Annotated in this window: 7 protein-coding genes, 4 tRNA genes and 3 rRNA genes; 4 read left to right on the top strand and 10 right to left on the bottom strand. The window is 47.6% G+C overall.

The annotated features are described in order from the left end of the window. Positions 1 to 135: 135 nt before the first annotated feature. A complete protein-coding gene (locus ACSVDI_RS13785) occupies positions 136 to 6,003 on the top strand; it encodes a family 16 glycoside hydrolase (RefSeq protein ID WP_457943688.1) in 5,868 nt (1,955 codons plus the stop codon). 263 nt (positions 6,004 to 6,266) lie between these two features. Here the strand turns inward: ACSVDI_RS13785 and ACSVDI_RS13790 are convergent, their stop codons facing one another. Together ACSVDI_RS13790 and ACSVDI_RS13795 are read right to left on the bottom strand one after the other, a co-directional pair. Then, positions 6,267 to 7,688 (bottom strand): IS1182 family transposase, encoded by a 1,422-nt coding sequence (locus ACSVDI_RS13790; RefSeq protein ID WP_283109454.1) that lies wholly within the window; start codon positions 7,686 to 7,688, stop codon positions 6,267 to 6,269. A 364-nt stretch (positions 7,689 to 8,052) separates the two neighbouring features. Continuing rightward, positions 8,053 to 9,240 (bottom strand): IS256 family transposase, encoded by a 1,188-nt coding sequence (locus ACSVDI_RS13795; RefSeq protein ID WP_457942554.1) that lies wholly within the window; start codon positions 9,238 to 9,240, stop codon positions 8,053 to 8,055. A 54-nt stretch (positions 9,241 to 9,294) separates the two neighbouring features. Here ACSVDI_RS13795 and ACSVDI_RS13800 point away from each other — a divergent pair, with 54 nt between their 5' ends. Further along, the gene (locus tag ACSVDI_RS13800; protein ID WP_457943690.1) at positions 9,295 to 9,927 is read left to right on the top strand and encodes a glycerol-3-phosphate responsive antiterminator; all 633 of its coding nucleotides are present in this window, start codon (positions 9,295 to 9,297) and stop codon (positions 9,925 to 9,927) included. A gap of 62 nt (positions 9,928 to 9,989) precedes the next feature. Here ACSVDI_RS13800 and rrf read toward each other — a convergent pair. From rrf to ACSVDI_RS13835, 7 genes are all read right to left on the bottom strand, one after another. Continuing rightward, positions 9,990 to 10,106 (bottom strand): 5S ribosomal RNA (gene rrf, locus ACSVDI_RS13805). A 53-nt stretch (positions 10,107 to 10,159) separates the two neighbouring features. Then, positions 10,160 to 10,234 (bottom strand) — tRNA-Glu (locus tag ACSVDI_RS13810). Positions 10,235 to 10,298: 64 nt separating this feature from the next. Then, positions 10,299 to 10,374: transfer RNA gene (locus ACSVDI_RS13815), tRNA-Lys, on the bottom strand. Between the two features lie 138 nt (positions 10,375 to 10,512). After that, positions 10,513 to 13,344, bottom strand: a 23S ribosomal RNA gene (locus ACSVDI_RS13820). Between the two features lie 131 nt (positions 13,345 to 13,475). Beyond that, positions 13,476 to 13,552: transfer RNA gene (locus ACSVDI_RS13825), tRNA-Ile, on the bottom strand. A 74-nt stretch (positions 13,553 to 13,626) separates the two neighbouring features. Beyond that, a tRNA-Ala gene (locus ACSVDI_RS13830) sits at positions 13,627 to 13,702 on the bottom strand. 159 nt (positions 13,703 to 13,861) lie between these two features. After that, positions 13,862 to 15,308: ribosomal RNA gene (locus ACSVDI_RS13835) — 16S ribosomal RNA — on the bottom strand. The 16S, 23S and 5S rRNA genes sit together here with 4 tRNA genes alongside, the layout of an rRNA operon. 119 nt (positions 15,309 to 15,427) lie before the next feature. On the opposite strand from ACSVDI_RS13835, the gene ACSVDI_RS13840 reads away from it, so the two are divergent. After that, positions 15,428 to 16,615 carry an IS256 family transposase gene (locus tag ACSVDI_RS13840; protein ID WP_135661204.1) on the top strand — a complete coding sequence of 396 codons (1,188 nt, stop codon included), beginning with the start codon at positions 15,428 to 15,430 and terminating at the stop codon, positions 16,613 to 16,615. A 51-nt stretch (positions 16,616 to 16,666) separates the two neighbouring features. Continuing rightward, positions 16,667 to 16,789 carry an AraC family transcriptional regulator gene (locus ACSVDI_RS13845; RefSeq protein WP_457943691.1) on the top strand — a complete coding sequence of 41 codons (123 nt, stop codon included), beginning with the start codon at positions 16,667 to 16,669 and terminating at the stop codon, positions 16,787 to 16,789. Between the two features lie 56 nt (positions 16,790 to 16,845). Here the strand turns inward: ACSVDI_RS13845 and ACSVDI_RS13850 are convergent, their stop codons facing one another. Next, positions 16,846 to 17,694, bottom strand: coding sequence for a PocR ligand-binding domain-containing protein (locus ACSVDI_RS13850; protein WP_457943693.1), 849 nt, complete (start codon positions 17,692 to 17,694; stop codon positions 16,846 to 16,848). Positions 17,695 to 17,808: the final 114 nt, after the last annotated feature.

Below are 17,808 nucleotides of genomic sequence, written 5' to 3' on the forward strand. Positions count from 1 at the left end.
GGTTGATAGCGATAAAAGGTTTATATATAATACCACTGCAAATGTTGGAAATATCTAGTCAATTCACCGACGAATTGATACAAAAAGCCAGAGATAAAAACGGAAATTTACTGGCTCAAGAAATGGGAGGAAATTATGAAAAAATGCATTAAGTCAACTTTTGCACTGGTTCTCTCTCTGCTCATTATCCTGAGCAGCATCAGCCTGCAGGCATTCGCAGAATCCAAATTTACTGCGACAGACGGCGACACGGTAGTAATTCAAACGCCAAACTACACCGTAAAAGTAGCAAAAAAAGGATTCCGCTACGGGTTCTACCGACCCGATAACGGAACGGCATACGCCGACATGCACTCGTCCTCCGGTATATGTTTTGGAAAGGCAGGCGGCACCGTTTATGAAGTGAGTTCCAGCATATTTATGGGTCTGGACGGTGACACTGCAAATTTTGAAGTAACAAATACAAACAATGACAAAGCAAATGTCAGTATTAAGCTTTTTGACCATTATGTAAAGTTCTCTATTATTCCAAAGACGGGAAGCGAGGCAAAAAGCCTTGTCAGCAATCTTCCTGAAATTCAGGCTGCCAGTTACAAGGACTCTGCAACTCAAACCGCAATGCTTACTTCCTCTGAGTCCAGCTGTTACCTGCATGTTCTGGGTACAAATGATAAAGTGAATGCGACAGTAGAACGGCTGGTAACTCCAAATTTGCCAAGTGATTATACAATTGAATCCGACGTTAAGTTGGATTCAGGAAGTACCACCTCGGTCGGAGTATTTTCGCATTATAATGCAAACAATGCCTTTCACCTTTTCTTTATTAAACCTGGGGCAATCGGTTTAAAACGTCTAGGATCTCCAACAGTTGATCTCTCTAGCTCAATCACAAGCGAAGGAAAAGCAATTACTATTGCGGTCAACACATGGTATCATTTAAAAATGGTTGTAGAAGGAAAAACAATAAAATGCTATATCAATGATACACTCGTTTTTAATGCAACAGATAGCTCGGCGACCAGCGCACAGCTTCAAGGAGGCTGTGGGTTAAGAGCCGATAAGGCGAATGCCAGCTTCGATAACATTATCGTCTCCAGTAATGACGGAGCAACAAATTATGCTAATCTGGATTTTGAGAATACAGATGGAATCACCGGCTGGCAGCATACAAAATGGGAAACCATGCTGGGAAGCAGCGGAGCCGAGCATATCGCTGCAGACGGCACAATCACTCCAATTCCGGCATATGATCCAAATATCAATACATATCTGTATATAAAGCCGTCCAGCCTTACTGCTGTATCAGTTAAAAAACTGACAAGTATAGATATTCCGGATGATAACTACACGTTTGAGTCCCGGGTGAGATTCGAAAATAAAACGGATACAAAAAGCAGCAGCGGGATTTTTTCACACTTTCAAGCCAAAAACGCCTACCACCTTTTTTATTTAAAAAACGGTGATACCGCCCTGAAAAGATTAGACGCAGCTGGTACGTCTGCCTCTCTGGGGGATAAGACAATCTCTGGTATTAAGCCAAACAACTGGTACCGCATGAAAATGGTGGTTTCCGGAAAAAGCGTCAAAGGTTATTTAAATGACCAGCTGATGTTTGATGCCAATGATGCCACAGCACCGGCCGCCTCTCTGCTTGGCGGATGTGGGTTCCGAATTTATGACGACTATGCTTGCATCGACGACATTAAAGTCTACGATAACATTGACCCTTCGAAAATCTACTACCAAAATGATTTTGACTCCAAAACTCTGGCGGAGATATCGGGGGATTTTGTTGAAGAATCGGATTTATTAAATTCCAAAGACAATACTTCCATGGAGCTTAAAACGGAAAACCGCTCCGAAAATCCTGATGGACAGCTGACGGACAAATATCTTCTTCTCAATGCCAGTCCGGCTTCATCTGCCATTGTAACACAAGGCACTCAGTGGGCCGATTATACCGTCAGCGCTGACACAAGTTTTAAAATGAACGACGAACAGACCTCCGATTCACTGGTTATGCGCTACACGGACAGCAACAATTATTACCGTTTTGGATTTTTAAAACTTGGGTATGTCTCACTGATAAAAAAACAAAACGGGACGGAGACCGTTCTTCAGGAAGTTTCATTTAATTATTCTTACGATAAATTCTATAACTTAAAAGCCGAGTTAACCGGCAACAGCATAAACTGTTTTGTGGACGGCGTTCCGGTAATTCAAGCCACCGACAGTTCTCTTCCAAAGGGAACCGCCGGTGTACTGGCAAGCACCACTGTTGCGAAAGTAAACAACTTTTCCGTTACAGGCAGCGCTTCCTTCAGTGACACCTTTGACGGAGACTTAACAAAATGGACCATAACAGGAAGCGGGATTATCTCTTATGACGGCGATCCTGCCCAGAATCCGGTTACCCCTCCAGCATCATCAAATAAATATACCATTGATGCAAGAGTGGAAGGGAATATCAATCCCATGTACGGCCTTGGAGACTACGGCGCCGTAACCGACACCGGTGCTAACGTGCGTCCCAGCACCAACGTTTTCGGTGTCAACCGCACAACTGCAGGCAGCTTTACGAATCAGGACGGAGGCCCGATACGCTTTATCTCTAATTTCTCCGTTGCACCGCAGCGCGGGTTCGCACAGGTTTTATTCGAAGAAGCGGACAAGCGTGTAGTGATTAACGCAACCGAGACCAAACTTGGCGTTCTTGAGACAGACAAAGTGACCACACTGTATTACTTTTTCGGTGACATGAAACAAATCTATCAAGATTACCGCAATGTCCGTAACCAGGAAGGTTATGAAGATACAAAACCTCATTATGAAATGTTCGGGCTCGGCTGGGAAGCTTTCGGCGCACTGGGATGGAACGCTTATCAGTCCAATGTAATGAGCACCGTTCAGGATTACCTGAATGAAGGTTACAATATTACCTGGGCAGTGATCGGTTCCGGTTTCTGGAAAGGTGACCGCTCTGGTATGGAAGGAACCACTACGAGTTTCGGCATGTGGGACGATACCGCAGATCCGGCAGGCAGAAACGACACTGCTCAGGGAATGCCAAACCCCAGATTCCCCGACCCGGCAGGAATCAAATCGTTTTTCAAAGACAAGAACATAAAACTCATGCTTGGTCTACGTGTCCACCTTAAGCTTCCTCAATCCCTCGGTGGAGACTGGCATCCTGAGGTAGACGGAAATTTCGTCAACGAAGGACTTGCAAATGGTTATTTCCTAAAAAATGAAGACGGAAGTCTCATGACAATCCATGCAAAATATCCATGCGGAAATCGTACCAGAGGCTTAACGGCTTATATTGACGGCGAAAATCCAAACGCATTGGAATGGTACCGCAAGAATGCCAACCTTTGGGGCGTAGACGGCTTTAAAGAAGATACGATGGTACTGAATAACGACAGAACCTATCACGATGGCAACTGGAACCGCGTACTGTCCTATATGATCAACAAGGACAACGATGTCATGATCATGAGAAACGGCGCTTATTCCCTGTCGGGAGATATTTTAAGAATCAACGATGCTAATTACGGTACAAGCAACAATAGCTTCAACTCTTCCCCTGACAGAATGCCGATCAACACGTTCGCCTATGCTGCAAGCGGTATTTCCAATGTATATCCTGACATCATAGGCGGAACAGGCGGAACAATTTCAAATCCGAGTTACCAGAAATATTTAGTTCGCAACGCGCAGTTTGCTGCTTTAAATCCCAGTGCATCCGTCGGCATCAACGCCTTAAAAATGGATAATCAGGCTTATAAGCAGGCAACGTTTAACGCCATTAACTGGCACAGCACTTATGCACCATATATTTATGACGCAGCTTTAAAGAGTTGGCAAACGGGTTACCCGTATTCCCTTACCCCCCTATATATAGCCTATCCTAATGACAGTTACGTCGGCAAAATGGCGAACACAACAGATCGCCAGTACGAATGGCTGCTTGGCGAAAGCCTTCTGGCAGCACCACAGTTCGGAACGGATTTTCTGACTGCTGATTCGCGCGACGTCTATTTGCCTGAAGGAAAGTGGATTGACTACTCTACCGGCGAGACATTCGATGGCCCGAAACTTCTGAAAAACCGTGCTCATCCAATTGACAACATTCCGGCTTTCGTGGGCGGCAAAGGCGTTTTAGTCGGTGAAGACATGCAAAAGAAGGGGAATTATTTTGTGGAGGTATTTCCCATTGCCAACAACGGCTCCACATATGATTATACTTACATTGATGGAAAAACAACTTCAAAGATTGTAAACAACAATACAGGATGGTCCGCAGAAACACTGAAAGTCAGAGATACAACCATCAATAAACCAGTCAGCTTCACCTGTAATACAGTAAACCATAGCATCAAATTCGCATATCAGGCCGGCCATAACTATGAATTGACCGGTGGATCTGAGCCAGGTTCTTTAGCGTCTGTGACGGCTCAGTGCAGCAATACTCAGCTTAGTGTAGGACAAACAGATTCTATTGTATTAGCAAATGCGCTTAACAACGATGGAACACCCGCTTCTCTGTCAAATGCAACGATTCAATACTTGTCCAGTGACAGCAATACGGTAAGTGTAACTGGCAACGGAAAGATTTCTGCGATAAAAGAGGGTTCTGCGGATGTATGGGCATCGGTAACTCTGAATAACAAATCAGGTAATCCGGTAACTGTGGAAACCAATAAAATTCACATAACGGTATCCCAAATACCATCAAACCATTCTGGAGGCGGAGGTTTCCTCGAACCGTTGCCGATTGATAAGACCAAGTTTGAAAATGCCATTAACTCCACAATAAAATCGATTCCACAAGCTGGTCAAATCGGCCAATATGACGGCCAGTATCCTCCTGCTGCCATTGCTGCGCTTCAGAAGGCCATCGTTGCTGCCCAGCAGGCTCTGAATACTGCTACTACTCAGGAGGAAGTCGAAGCGGCATTATCTCAGCTGCAAGCAGCAAAGGCAGCATTCGAAAGCAGTAAGATCAGTGTAAACCGCACTTCTCTCACCCAAACTGTTAAAGCCGCGCAGAATATGAAAGGAAACTATACTGTGGATTCCTTAAAGGCATTTCACGATGCTCTAAATAAGGCACTGTCCATCCAGTCATCCAGAAAAGCTACACAGAAGCAAATTGATGATGCAAAAGCTGCATTAGCAACAGCCCTCAAACAGCTGGTTCCATTAACACCTGCGGCAACTGCATCAAGCAACTCGGATAAGACCCAACCGCCTCAAAACCCAACCGATAATGAGTCAAAAACCATACTTCCGGTTGAAGAAATTAACCGGATTACGAATTCGCGCAATAGCGATATTGTATCTGTTAGTGTTGCTGATCGGTTCAATATCGGCAAGGATTTATTCGCGAGCTTACATCAAACTAAAAAGTCAGTAGTGCTAGACGGCGGCTGGTACAAATGGCAGTTTAACGGCTCCGGCATTACCAGTACATCTTTAAACGGTAATTACCTTGACACCAGAATAAGCCAGACTTCACCAAATACAGATGCAATCCGTAAACTGACAAAATATACTAAATTTACCAACCTCCACTTCAGTTATGAAGGAAAGCTCCCAGGCAATGCCACTATACAGGTAAAGATTCCAAGCTATGCGGGCAAAAATGTATTTGTGTACTACTATAATCCAAAGCTAAACAGATTGGAAACAGTAAAATCCGATATTGCTGTCGATAACAGCGGGTGGCTAAAATTTGATATTGTTCACTGCTCGGATTATATTGTCAGCGAGTCGAAAATTTACGGCGCGACTGCAGAAAGCGAAAGCAGTAAACCTACATCCAGTACATCAGGAAACCCAAATTCCAAACCATCTTTCTCTTCTCAGAGCAGTACGTCTTCTTCTTCAATCAGCACAGAATTACAGAACAGCACAAATTCTGCAATTTTTATTGGCTGCATACTGATCGTAATCGCAGCCGCAGGAGTTATTTTATGGCGTCGCAAGAAGCAGCCGTAATCGTAAAAGCAGCCGGTTCTGGTTGATGTCTGAACCGGCTGCTCTATCTGTGAATTATTTTCAAATCTACATAAAAACTCCATAATTATGCTGTATTCTAATTGCATTCCCATCATCTTTCGTCTAGTCAAACACAATCAGCCTGAAGTACTGCTTGGACACAGTTCTTCAGGCTGATGAATTATCATTGTTGTTTTAAAAAGCCGGCACAGGGATTGTATCCCTGTGCCGGCTCAGATTGTCGAAGAACCCATCCAACGCGGTTAAACGAAGGATGGGTTCTCTTGATAATATGCAGGATAGGAAAATAAGCAAAGTAAAATCAATAAAAACCCGGAGGGATGGCCATCCCTCCATTTCCACATTGCCAGCTTTTTGAGATTCATGGCAGCAAACTTAAGCTTAACCCAATTCGTCACTTGAGTTAAGCCCCGGTAGAGCGTGTACCGCATCCCATATTTCACTTTTGCATCGGCGAAGACACGCTCAATGGTTTCTTTTCGTTTTTTGTAAAGCTCTTTGTATTTCGGTGTGTGTCGGATATCTTCCGCAAGCTCCACATAATCCTGCCACACATGCCGCGTTACGGTTTTCGTACAGCTTTTACTCTCGGTGCAGCGAGAACGGAATGGACATTTTTCGCAGATGTAACTCCGGCTTTTGTATTCCCGGTATCCCTCACGGTTGGTTGTTGCATAATGCAGAACCTGATATTCCGGGCAGATCACACAGTCATAATATTCGTCGTATACATACTTCCACCATTCCAGATTTCCTGCTTTGGTCATTGGCCGCTTGTATGCTGTGGAAAGTACCCGCCCGTCGTCAAACACCCGTTTACAGATATGCGGCGTTTTGTATGCGGCGTCCGCCACCACCGTTTCAATTTCAGGAAACCGTTGAGTCACTTTGCCATAGACCGCGTCAAATGCTACACTGTCATGTACGTTTCCCGGAGTCACCTCAACGTCAAGGACAAAATTGTGTTTGTCGCAGGCCGTATGTGCTTCGTAGGCAAAGCACTTCTTGTGTTCTCCCTTTTGGAACAACCCGCTTTCCGGGTCTGTTTTGGACACCATGATTTCTTTTTCCTTCGGCGGTTTCGGAGTACTGTCGAATGGCTTCTTCCCATGATCTTCCCGGTCAGCGTTAACCTCTTCCATTAATTCTGAGGCATATCGCTTTGCCGCCTGAGGAACTGCCTTTTTGATCTTTTTGTTGATGTTGGCGTTTGCTTTGATATGCGTCCCATCCACAAATACTGCTTCCGGCTCCAAATATCCGGCGTAATTTGCCTCCTGCAAAATCCACGAAAACACCTGCTCCACGGTTTCCTCTGTGAACCGGTGCTTAAAATTGTAACTCACAGTGGAGAAATGCGGCAGCTCCTCGTTCAGTGTATATCCCAGAAACCACCGATACGCGATATTCATATTGATTTCCTGCATCGTCCGGCGTAAAGAGGGAATTCCGTACAGATGCTGGATCAGAACAATCTTAAACAGGACGACCGGGTCCACACTGGGACGACCGTTGCCCTCACAATACAAATCTTCTACAAAATCATAAATATGGCTAAAATCTACCGCGCTGTCAATCTTTCGCAGCAGATGATTTCCCGGCACCAATAGGTCTGTATTCACAAATTCCACTGCATCTCTGCGTAGTTTTTCCCGTTCCAGCATCTTTCATCACCTGTCTATATTTTACCATTTTACAACGAAAAAGCCCAGCTTTCACTGGACTTTTTCGACAGGCTGAGCCGGCACAGGGATTGTATCCCTGTGCCGGCTGCTTTTTTATAAATTATCGGGCATGGTTACGTTTGTAATATGCGAAGGAAATCAAAACCACAATGATGCAGAACGCAGCATAGAAAACGAACAGCCGGCTCTGCAGACCGCCGGAAAGAATAAACAATGAACCTAAGGTTGCCATAATCGGAACAAATACCCCACGGACTGCGCTTTGTATTTTCCCTTTGCGGTAAAGTACAAATACCTGGCTGTGTCAAGAGAAGTTCGCAATTTAGGGGCTCCACGAAATAAATTAAGCTGCGTTTAGCAGAAGTGTCTGAATCGATTTAGGATTCAAATATGCTCTGGAAACAGACCAATCTTCAGCGTATTCCATGAGATATGTTGTTACCAGCCGCAAGTAGGAATCGTTGTTTGGAAATATCCCAACGACGTTGGTTCTGCGCCGGATTTCCTTGTTCAGCCGTTCCAGCATATTGGTCGATGAAATTTTACGGGCATCAAGCTCGGGGAATGCATAGAAAGCCAGTGAGTCCTCCAGCCCATCTTCCAGAAGCTCGATTGCCTTGGGAAACCGCTTCCCATATTGCTCCGACAACTGCTTTGCGCGCTGTTGGGCTAATTGGAGAGAAGGTGCCAGCCAGATTTCTTTTAGTTGGGCTGCAAAGGATTCTTTTTCTTTCTGCGGTATATGAGCCAGAATATTTCGCATGAAATGCACTTTGCAGCGCTGCCAGGATGCGCCGGGAAAACTTTCTCGGATGGCGGCAATCAGCCCTTTGTTCGCATCGGAAACCACCAGCAGCGGCGTTTTCAAACCGCGATCCAAAAGACTTTGAAACAACTGGGAATAGCTCTCTTTGGATTCATCCAGCATCGGTTCTACGGCGAGAATGTCCCTGTGTCCTTGCTCGTTTACGCCACAGACAACCATCACCGCCATGCTGACGACACGGCCATCCATACGGACTTTTTCGTACAGGGCATCCGTCCAAATGACAGGATAACGGGTATCCGTCAGAGAATGGTTGCGAAATTCCTGTACCTGTTCATTGAGTCCTTTTGTCATCTCACTGACCTGACTGCGGGAGAGGTTCTCTATCCCCAGACTGTGAGCCAGCTTTTCCATCTTCCGTGTAGACACGCCCTGCACGAACGCCTCCTGAATAACCTGTATCAGCGCCGCCTCGCTGCGTTTGCGTTCCGTGACAAAGAAAGGGATGTATCCCTGACTGCGCAGCTTTGGCACCATGAGATACATCGTCCCTACGCGAGTATCCAGCCGCCGGGGGCGATATCCGCAGCGGTAGTCGCTTCGAGACGGATTATGCGCATTCTTTTCCGCTCCCACAAGGCCGGAAACCTCCGCCTCCATCAGTTGAGCGCAGAGCCATTCCAGCATACTGAGCATCGGGTCGGGCTCCGCCATACATTTCAGTAGCAATTCCGTAAGATCTGTGTTATTCTTTCCTTGAGTCATTGGGACCAACTCCTTTTTGAATGTCTCGACACCATTCATTTTAAAGGAGTCCCAATGGCTTTTCTATACCTTCTCGAAATTGCGAACTTTATTGTACTCTATCGAGAAGTAGAAGTTATGAATCAAAAAGAACTATTTGCGGATTTAGAAAACGTACCGGTAATCCCTGCGATTAAAAATGACAGCGGTCTTCATCAATGCCTGCACTGCGACAGCAAAGTAGTTTTTGTTCTGTACGGCAATATCAACACCATCACAGAAATTGTATCTCTTTTAAAAGAAGCGGGAAAATCGGTCTTTGTGCATATTGATTTGCTGGATGGACTGTCTGCACGCGAGGCCGCCGTTGAATACCTTGCCCGAAATACAAAAACCGACGGGATAATTTCAACGAAGCCTTCCCTCATCCGTTCCGCGCATTCACACGGACTGCTGACGGTTCAGCGCTTTTTCGTGCTGGACTCCCTTGCTCTGGAGAACATTCGTAAAGCCGACCAGCCTGACAGCGCCGATTTAGTCGAGATTCTTCCGGGCCTGATGCCGAAAATAATCAAGAAACTGAACTCGGAGATTAAAAAGCCTATTATTGCAGGCGGACTCATCAGTGACAAAGAAGATATCTTAACCGCTTTGAACGCGGGTGCAATTGCAATTTCATCCACTAATCAAGACGTTTGGTTCATGTAATACCGAATAATTAACAATTGCAGACAGCAAAAAAGACATCCAAACGGATGTCTTTTTTAATGTGTTGGCACCTTCCTATTGTCCCGGGCCGTCGCCAGCCAAGTATCTTCGGCATCGATGAGCTTAACTTCCGTGTTCGGAATGGGAACGGGTGGACCCTCATCATCATCAGCACCAACTCTATATTTATCACATTGCTGTGTAAATACCTTGGTTATTCTTTTTTAAAATTTGGTGACCCGTGGGAGAATCGAACTCCCGTTATCGGCGTGAGAGGCCGGTGTCTTAACCGCTTGACCAACGGGCCACATATCGCACTTTTTAGCCAGATTCAGAGGTCAGAGGTGCCTGGCCCCTGTTCCGACTTCCTTTGGTGCACCATCAGGGACTCGAACCCGGGACACCCTGATTAAGAGTCAGGTGCTCTACCAACTGAGCTAATGGTGCAGCTCCGCGGTCTTTTCCCGCCGTTACCATCAGTGTTGTGCTTCGTCAGAAGCTCATTGTGTACACTGAAAACTGAATAAAGATGCGAAACAGAAAGCGTCATGCAGTGTGCACTGCATATTGGGCAAACCAAAAAATATGGTCAAGCCCTCGGCCTATTAGTACTGCCAAGCTGAACACGTTACCGTGCTTACACACGCAGCCTATCAACCTTGTAGTCTTCAAGGGGCCTTACCAGCTTACGCTGTGGGATATCTTATCTTGGAGCCGGCTTCACGCTTAGATGCTTTCAGCGTTTATCCGATCCGCACATAGTTGCCCAGCTGTGCCATTGGCATGACAACTGGTGCGCCAGAGGTGCGTCCATCCCGGTCCTCTCGTACTAAGGACAGTTCTCCGCAAATATCCTGCGCCCACGACAGATAGGGACCGAACTGTCTCACGACGTTCTGAACCCAGCTCGCGTACCACTTTAATCGGCGAACAGCCGAACCCTTGGGACCGAATACAGCCCCAGGATGTGATGAGCCGACATCGAGGTGCCAAACCTCCCCGTCGATGTGGACTCTTGGGGGAGATCAGCCTGTTATCCCCAGGGTAGCTTTTATCCGTTGAGCGACGGCAATTCCACTCTCATACCGCCGGATCACTAACTCCAACTTTCGTTACTGCTCGGGCCGTCACCCTCGCAGTTAGGCCAGCTTGTGCGTTTACACTCTAAGGCACGGTTTCCGTCCGTGCTGAGCTGACCTTTGAGCGCCTCCGTTACTCTTTTGGAGGCGACCGCCCCAGTCAAACTGCCCGTCTAACAATGTCCCCCGGCCGGATTCACGGCCGCAGGTTAGAATTTCAGCAACTTAAGAGTGGTATCCCAAGGACGACTCCGCCGCGGCTGGCGCCACGGTTTCCCAGTCTCCCACCTATCCTGTACATAAGCTACCGAAACCCAATATTAAACTGCAGTAAAGCTCCATGGGGTCTTTCCGTCTTGTCGCGGGTAACCGGCATCTTCACCGGTACTACAATTTCGCCGGGCGGGTAGTTGAGACAGTGCCCAGATCATTACACCATTCGTGCGGGTCGGAACTTACCCGACAAGGAATTTCGCTACCTTAGGACCGTTATAGTTACGGCCGCCGTTTACTGGGGCTTCAATTCGATGCTTGCACATCTCCTCTTAACCTTCCAGCACCGGGCAGGTGTCAGCCCCTATACGTCATCTTACGATTTGGCAGAGACCTGTGTTTTTGCTAAACAGTTGCCTGGGCCTATTCTCTGCGGCCACATTGCTGTGGCACCCCTTATCCCGAAGTTACGGGGTCAATTTGCCGAGTTCCTTAACTACCCTTCTCCCGTTGGCCTTAGAATTCTCTTCCTGTCTACCTGTGTCGGTTTGCGGTACGGGCGCCTCAGATATACATAAGACTTTTCTCGCCCTGATTCATGCATACTTCCCTACTCTAATTTCGGTCCCTTACGCCCGGGGCAACCATCGCCCGGGTTATGCACTTCTCAGGTGTCCTCTTACTTAAATCTTTTGGCGGCTACGGAATTTCAACCGTATGTGCATCGGCTACGCTTCTCAGCCTCACCTTAGCTCCCGGCTTACTTGGAGCGGACGAACCTTCCTCCAAAAACCTTAGACTTTCGGCCAATATGATTCTCACACATTTCGCGCTACTCATTCCGGCATTCTCACTTGAATAAAGTCCACCAGCGCTTCCGCTCTGACTTCACCCCTTATTCAACGCTCTCCTACCATTCCTTACGGAATCCCAAGCTTCGGTATATGATTTAGCCCCGTTAAATTTTCGGCGCAGGGTCACTCGACCAGTGAGCTATTACGCACTCTTTTAATGAGTGGCTGCTTCTAAGCCAACATCCTGGTTGTCTGTGCAACCCCACATCCTTTTCCACTTAACCATATTTTGGGACCTTAGCTGTGGGTCTGGGCTGTTTCCCTTTTGACAACGAAACTTATCTCACGCTGTCTGACTCCTGTACATCAATTCTCCGGCATTCTTAGTTTGATAGGCTTCAGTAACCTTTCGGCCCCTAGACCATTCAGTGCTTTACCTCCGGGAATCTAATACAAGGCTAGCCCTAAAGCTATTTCGGAGAGAACCAGCTATCTCCGGGTTCGATTGGAATTTCTCCGCTACCCACACCTCATCCGCTACCATTTCAACGGGAGTCGGTTCGGTCCTCCATGGGGTTTTACCCCCACTTCAACCTGGACATGGGTAGGTCACCCGGTTTCGGGTCGAATACATCTGACTTCATACGCCCTATTCAGACTTGGTTTCCCTGCGGCTCCAGACCTGAAGTCCTTAACCTTGCCAGATACATTCACTCGCCGGACCATTCTACAAAAGGTACCCGATCACCCTTTGACGGGCTCTCGGTGCTTGTAAGCACAAGGTTTCAGGTTCTTTTTCACTCCCCTTCCGGGGTCCTTTTCACCTTTCCTTCACAGTACTCTTCTCTATCGGTCACTGGGTAGTATTTAGGCTTGGAGGGTGGTCCCCCCATCTTCCCACCGGGTTTCACGTGTCCGGCGGTACTTTGGATACAGCTAGGCGCTTTCCTTTTTCGCATACGTGACTCTCACACTGTTTCGTTGGCCTTCCCATGCCATTCTGCTAAATTCCAGCATCCACATTGCCGTCCGAACCCCGGGGATATTGCTATCCCCGGTTTAGCCTCTTCCGCTTTCGCTCGCCACTACTCGCAGAATCTCGTTTGATTTCTCTTCCTCGCCCTACTTAGATGTTTCAGTTCAGGCGGTTCCCTCCGTATACCTATGAATTCAGTATACGGTGACTGGACATGACTCCAGCCGGATTGCTCCATTCGGATATCTATGGATCAATGCCCACTTACGGCTCCCCATAGCTTTTCGCAGTTTGTCGCGTCCTTCATCGGCTCCCAGTGCCAAGGCATTCCCCTTGCGCTCTTTGTAGCTTGACCATGTGTTTTCTTGGTTCTTTGAAATTGTAGATTTAATTATTTCTAATTAAAAATAACATCTTTCTCGCTTTATCTGCTTCTTCTTTATTCAGTTTTCAATGTACACGTGCAAACAACATCGTTGTTTGCTTTGGTGGGCTTAAGTGGACTCGAACCACCGACCTCACGCTTATCAGGCGTGCGCTCTAACCGGCTGAGCTATAAGCCCATATTTCTGGCTAGAGGCTATCCGGTTTAATTCTTGTGCCCATATAGCCACATTTGTCTTTCGGGCTGTGCCCGTGGTGGAGATTAACGGGATCGAACCGTTGACCTCCTGCTTGCAAAGCAGGCGCTCTCCCAGCTGAGCTAAACCCCCATTATGAAAGGCAGCGTCACTCAGGTTGTTCTACCCTTGTTTCCACTTCTTGAAAGCTCTTTTCAGGGCCTTCAAAATTAAACAACGTTTTCAAATTAGGCTTCCGTAACCGACCTTGGATGTTAGACCAGTTTCTTTCAACTGGTCAGTTCTCCATAGAAAGGAGGTGATCCAGCCGCACCTTCCGATACGGCTACCTTGTTACGACTTCACCCCAGTCGCCAATCCTACCTTCGGCAGCGTCCCCCTTGCGGTTAGACTACTGACTTCGGGTATTACCGGCTCCCATGGTGTGACGGGCGGTGTGTACAAGGCCCGGGAACGTATTCACCGCGGCATTCTGATCCGCGATTACTAGCAATTCCAACTTCACGCAGGCGGGTTGCAGCCTGCGATCCGAACTGGGACCATTTTTAGGGTTTTGCTCCACCTCGCGGTCTTGCTTCCCTCTGTTAATGGCCATTGTAGTACGTGTGTGGCCCAGGTCATAAAGGGCATGATGATTTGACGTCGTCCCCACCTTCCTCCGTTTTGTCAACGGCAGTCTGATTAGAGTGCTCTTGCGTAGCAACTAATCACAAGGGTTGCGCTCGTTGCGGGACTTAACCCAACATCTCACGACACGAGCTGACGACAACCATGCACCACCTGTCTCAACTTTCCCCGAAGGGCACCTAACGCATCTCTGCCTCGTTAGTTGGATGTCAAGACCTGGTAAGGTTCTTCGCGTTGCTTCGAATTAAACCACATACTCCACTGCTTGTGCGGGCCCCCGTCAATTCCTTTGAGTTTCAACCTTGCGGCCGTACTCCCCAGGTGGATTACTTATTGTGTTAACTCCGGCACGGATGGGGTCAGACCACCCACACCTAGTAATCATCGTTTACGGCATGGACTACCAGGGTATCTAATCCTGTTTGCTACCCATGCTTTCGTGCTTCAGCGTCAGTTAAAGCCCAGTAGGCCGCCTTCGCCACTGGTGTTCCTCCCGATCTCTACGCATTTCACCGCTACACCGGGAATTCCGCCTACCTCTACTTCACTCAAGCCCCACAGTTTCAAACGCAGTCTATGGGTTAAGCCCATAGTTTTCACGCCTGACTTGCAGAGCCGCCTACGCACCCTTTACACCCAGTAAATCCGGACAACGCTTGCTCCCTACGTATTACCGCGGCTGCTGGCACGTAGTTAGCCGGAGCTTCCTCCTTGGCTACCGTCATTTGTTTCGTCACCAAGGACAAAGGTTTACAATCCGAAGACCTTCTTCCCTCACGCGGCGTTGCTGCATCAGAGTTTCCTCCATTGTGCAATATCCCCCACTGCTGCCTCCCGTAGGAGTCTGGGCCGTGTCTCAGTCCCAATGTGGCCGTTCAACCTCTCAGTCCGGCTACCAGGCGATTGAGAACATTAAGCAAAGCATTCGGTACATGCAGAATCATTACGGCGAAAAAATCACCGTTGCGGCACTGGCCCGGTTTTGCCATATGAGCGAGGGAAATTACAGCCGCATGTTCCATCGGTATACCCTGAAAAGCCCGATTTGTTACCTGAACCGCATGCGCCTGCTGCAGGCCGCCGAAATGCTGAAAAATACAGACAATAAAATTCTGGAAGTCGCTTTGGATAGAGTACAATAAAGTTCGCAATTTCGAGAAGGTATAGAAAAGCCATTGGGACTCCTTTAAAATGAATGGTGTCAAGACATTCAAAAAGGAGTTGGTCCCAATGACTCAAGGAAAGAATAACACAGATCTTACGGAATTGCTACTGAAATGTATGGCGGAGCCCGACCCGATGCTCAGTATGCTGGAATGGCTCTGCGCTCAACTGATGGAGGCGGAGGTTTCCGGCCTTGTGGGGGCGGAAAAGAATGCGCACAATCCGTCTCGAAGTGACTACCGCTGCGGATATCGTCCCCGGAGGCTGGATACTCGCGTAGGGACGATGTATCTCATGGTGCCAAAGCTGCGCAGCCATGGATATATCCCGTTCTTTGTCACTGAACGCAAACGCAGCGAGGCGGCGCTGGTACAGGTTATTCAGGAGGCATTCGTGCAGGGCGTGTCCACACGGAAGATGGAAAAGTTGGCTCACAGTCTGGGGATAGAGAACCTCTCCCGCAGTCAGGTCAGTGAGATGACAAAAGGGCTCAATGAACAGGTACAGGAATTTCGCAACCGTTCTCTGACGGATACTCGTTATCCTGTCATTTGGACGGATGCCCTGTACGAAAAAGTCCGTATGGATGGCCGTGTCGTCAGCATGGCGGTGATGGTTGTCTGCGGCGTCAACGAGCAAGGGCACAGGGACATTCTCGCCGTGGAGCCGATGCTGGACGAATCCAAAGAGAGCTATTCCCAGTTGTTTCAAAGTCTTTTGGATCGCGGCTTGAAAACACCGCTGCTGGTGGTTTCCGATGCGAACAAAGGGCTGATTGCCGCCATCCGAGAAAGTTTTCCCGGCGCATCCTGGCAACGCTGCAAAGTGCATTTCATGCGAAATATTCTGGCCCATATACCGCAGAAAGAAAAAGAATCCTTTGCGGTCCAACTGAAAGAAATCTGGCTGGCGCCTTCCGTCCAATTAGCGCGACAGCGCGCAAAACAGTTGTCGGAGCAATATGGGAAGCGGTTTCCCAAAGCAATCGAGCTTCTGGAAGACGGGCTGGAGGACTCACTGGCTTTCTATGCATTCCCCGAGCTTGATGCCCGTAAAATCTCATCGACCAATATGCTGGAACGGCTGAACAAGGAAATCCGGCGCAGAACCAACGTCGTCGGGATATTCCCAAACAAAGATTCCTATCTGCGGTTGGTTACAACATATCTCATGGAATACGCTGAAGACTGGTCCGTTTCCAGAGCATATTTGAATCCCAAATCGATTCAGACACTTCTGCTAAGCGCAGCTTAATTCATTTCGTGGAGTCCCCAAATTGCGAACTTCTCTTGACATAGCCTCGCTTTGGACTGCGGCTTTGGAAGTTTAAGTTATTTTATCAATGTATTCCGGGAAAACATGGGGGTTTCCCCCTCCGAATACCGCCGTAGATGGAAAGAAAACGCCCTTGGTCACGAAACCCTTTAAATGTACGCTGCTGCAGCACCCGGAATGAACCCGCCATCCCGCGGGAGCCGAAACTATTATCCCGGCGTAGTTTTGCGAATGCCGGTGCCATGGCATTTTCGGTACTCAGTAGGAGACATTTGATAAAACTTATAAAACAGCTTTGAAAAATAGTTCTGGTCTTCAAAGCCGCATTCTGCGGAAATTTGCTTAATACACTTTCCGGAACAGAGCAAGCTTTCCGCCGCCTTTTTCATTTTAACCGAATTGCAGTACTGGTTAATGGTACCGCAGTTATTTTTTTTAAACGTATTAATCAAAGTGGAACGGCTGCAGAAAAAATGCTTGCAGAGCAGGTCAATTGTGATTTTTTGATTGTAATTCTGGTAAATGTACTGCCTGATTTCCGCCGCCAAATCCTTTTTCGAGGGAAGCACCCGGTTGCTCAGGGTGATGTATTTTGCACAGATATCCATAATGGTGATGCAGGACAGCATCATTTCCTTCGTGTTAATTGGTATTTGGTCCACCGCGCGGCGAAGGGCATCCTTGTCCACTACATAGGGAAGCGCTGCCTGATACACATGCTCGCGGCTCGCGGCGAAGGTATCGAGCAGCTGCCCCATCATCATGTAACCCATCAGCTCACCCATGCTGTAAAGCGGCGCAACCGCCTCAAACAGGCCGAAATGGCATTGGTAAATATATACCTTCTGACTTTTTCGGACAAGTTCAAAGGTGGCAATGTCGTTGCTCACACAGAGCTGGTGGGCTTTTTCATTTTTCTGCACCAAGCCGCAAAAACAGCCCGGTTCCTGCGGGTAGGCCGCAATTTCCCGAAAGGCTGTGTCGTGCACACTAATGCGGAATCCGGAAATATGATGCAGCTCTTTTAATACCGTCAATAATTCAACATGGTCTTCCATACGCACTCCATTAGGATAAAAAGTGATTTTAAGACGATTTTACTAATAATTGTACGATATTTTCTGGCGGTTTTGAATCCTTTCGGCCATAATGATCTTGTATAAATGGCAGTT

The organism is Caproiciproducens sp. LBM24188, from assembly GCF_054130445.1.

Coding starts and splice junctions, on each gene's coding strand:
- ACSVDI_RS13850 (WP_457943693.1), bottom strand. CDS start 17,694: ATGGAAGACCATGTTGAATTATTGACGGTATTAAAAGAGCTGCATCAT.
- ACSVDI_RS13795 (WP_457942554.1), bottom strand. CDS start 9,240: ATGACTCAAGGAAAGAATAACACAGATCTTACGGAATTGCTACTGAAA.
- ACSVDI_RS13785 (WP_457943688.1), top strand. CDS start 136: ATGAAAAAATGCATTAAGTCAACTTTTGCACTGGTTCTCTCTCTGCTC.
- ACSVDI_RS13790 (WP_283109454.1), bottom strand. CDS start 7,688: ATGCTGGAACGGGAAAAACTACGCAGAGATGCAGTGGAATTTGTGAAT.
- ACSVDI_RS13800 (WP_457943690.1), top strand. CDS start 9,295: ATGGCTTTTCTATACCTTCTCGAAATTGCGAACTTTATTGTACTCTAT.
- ACSVDI_RS13840 (WP_135661204.1), top strand. CDS start 15,428: ATGACTCAAGGAAAGAATAACACAGATCTTACGGAATTGCTACTGAAA.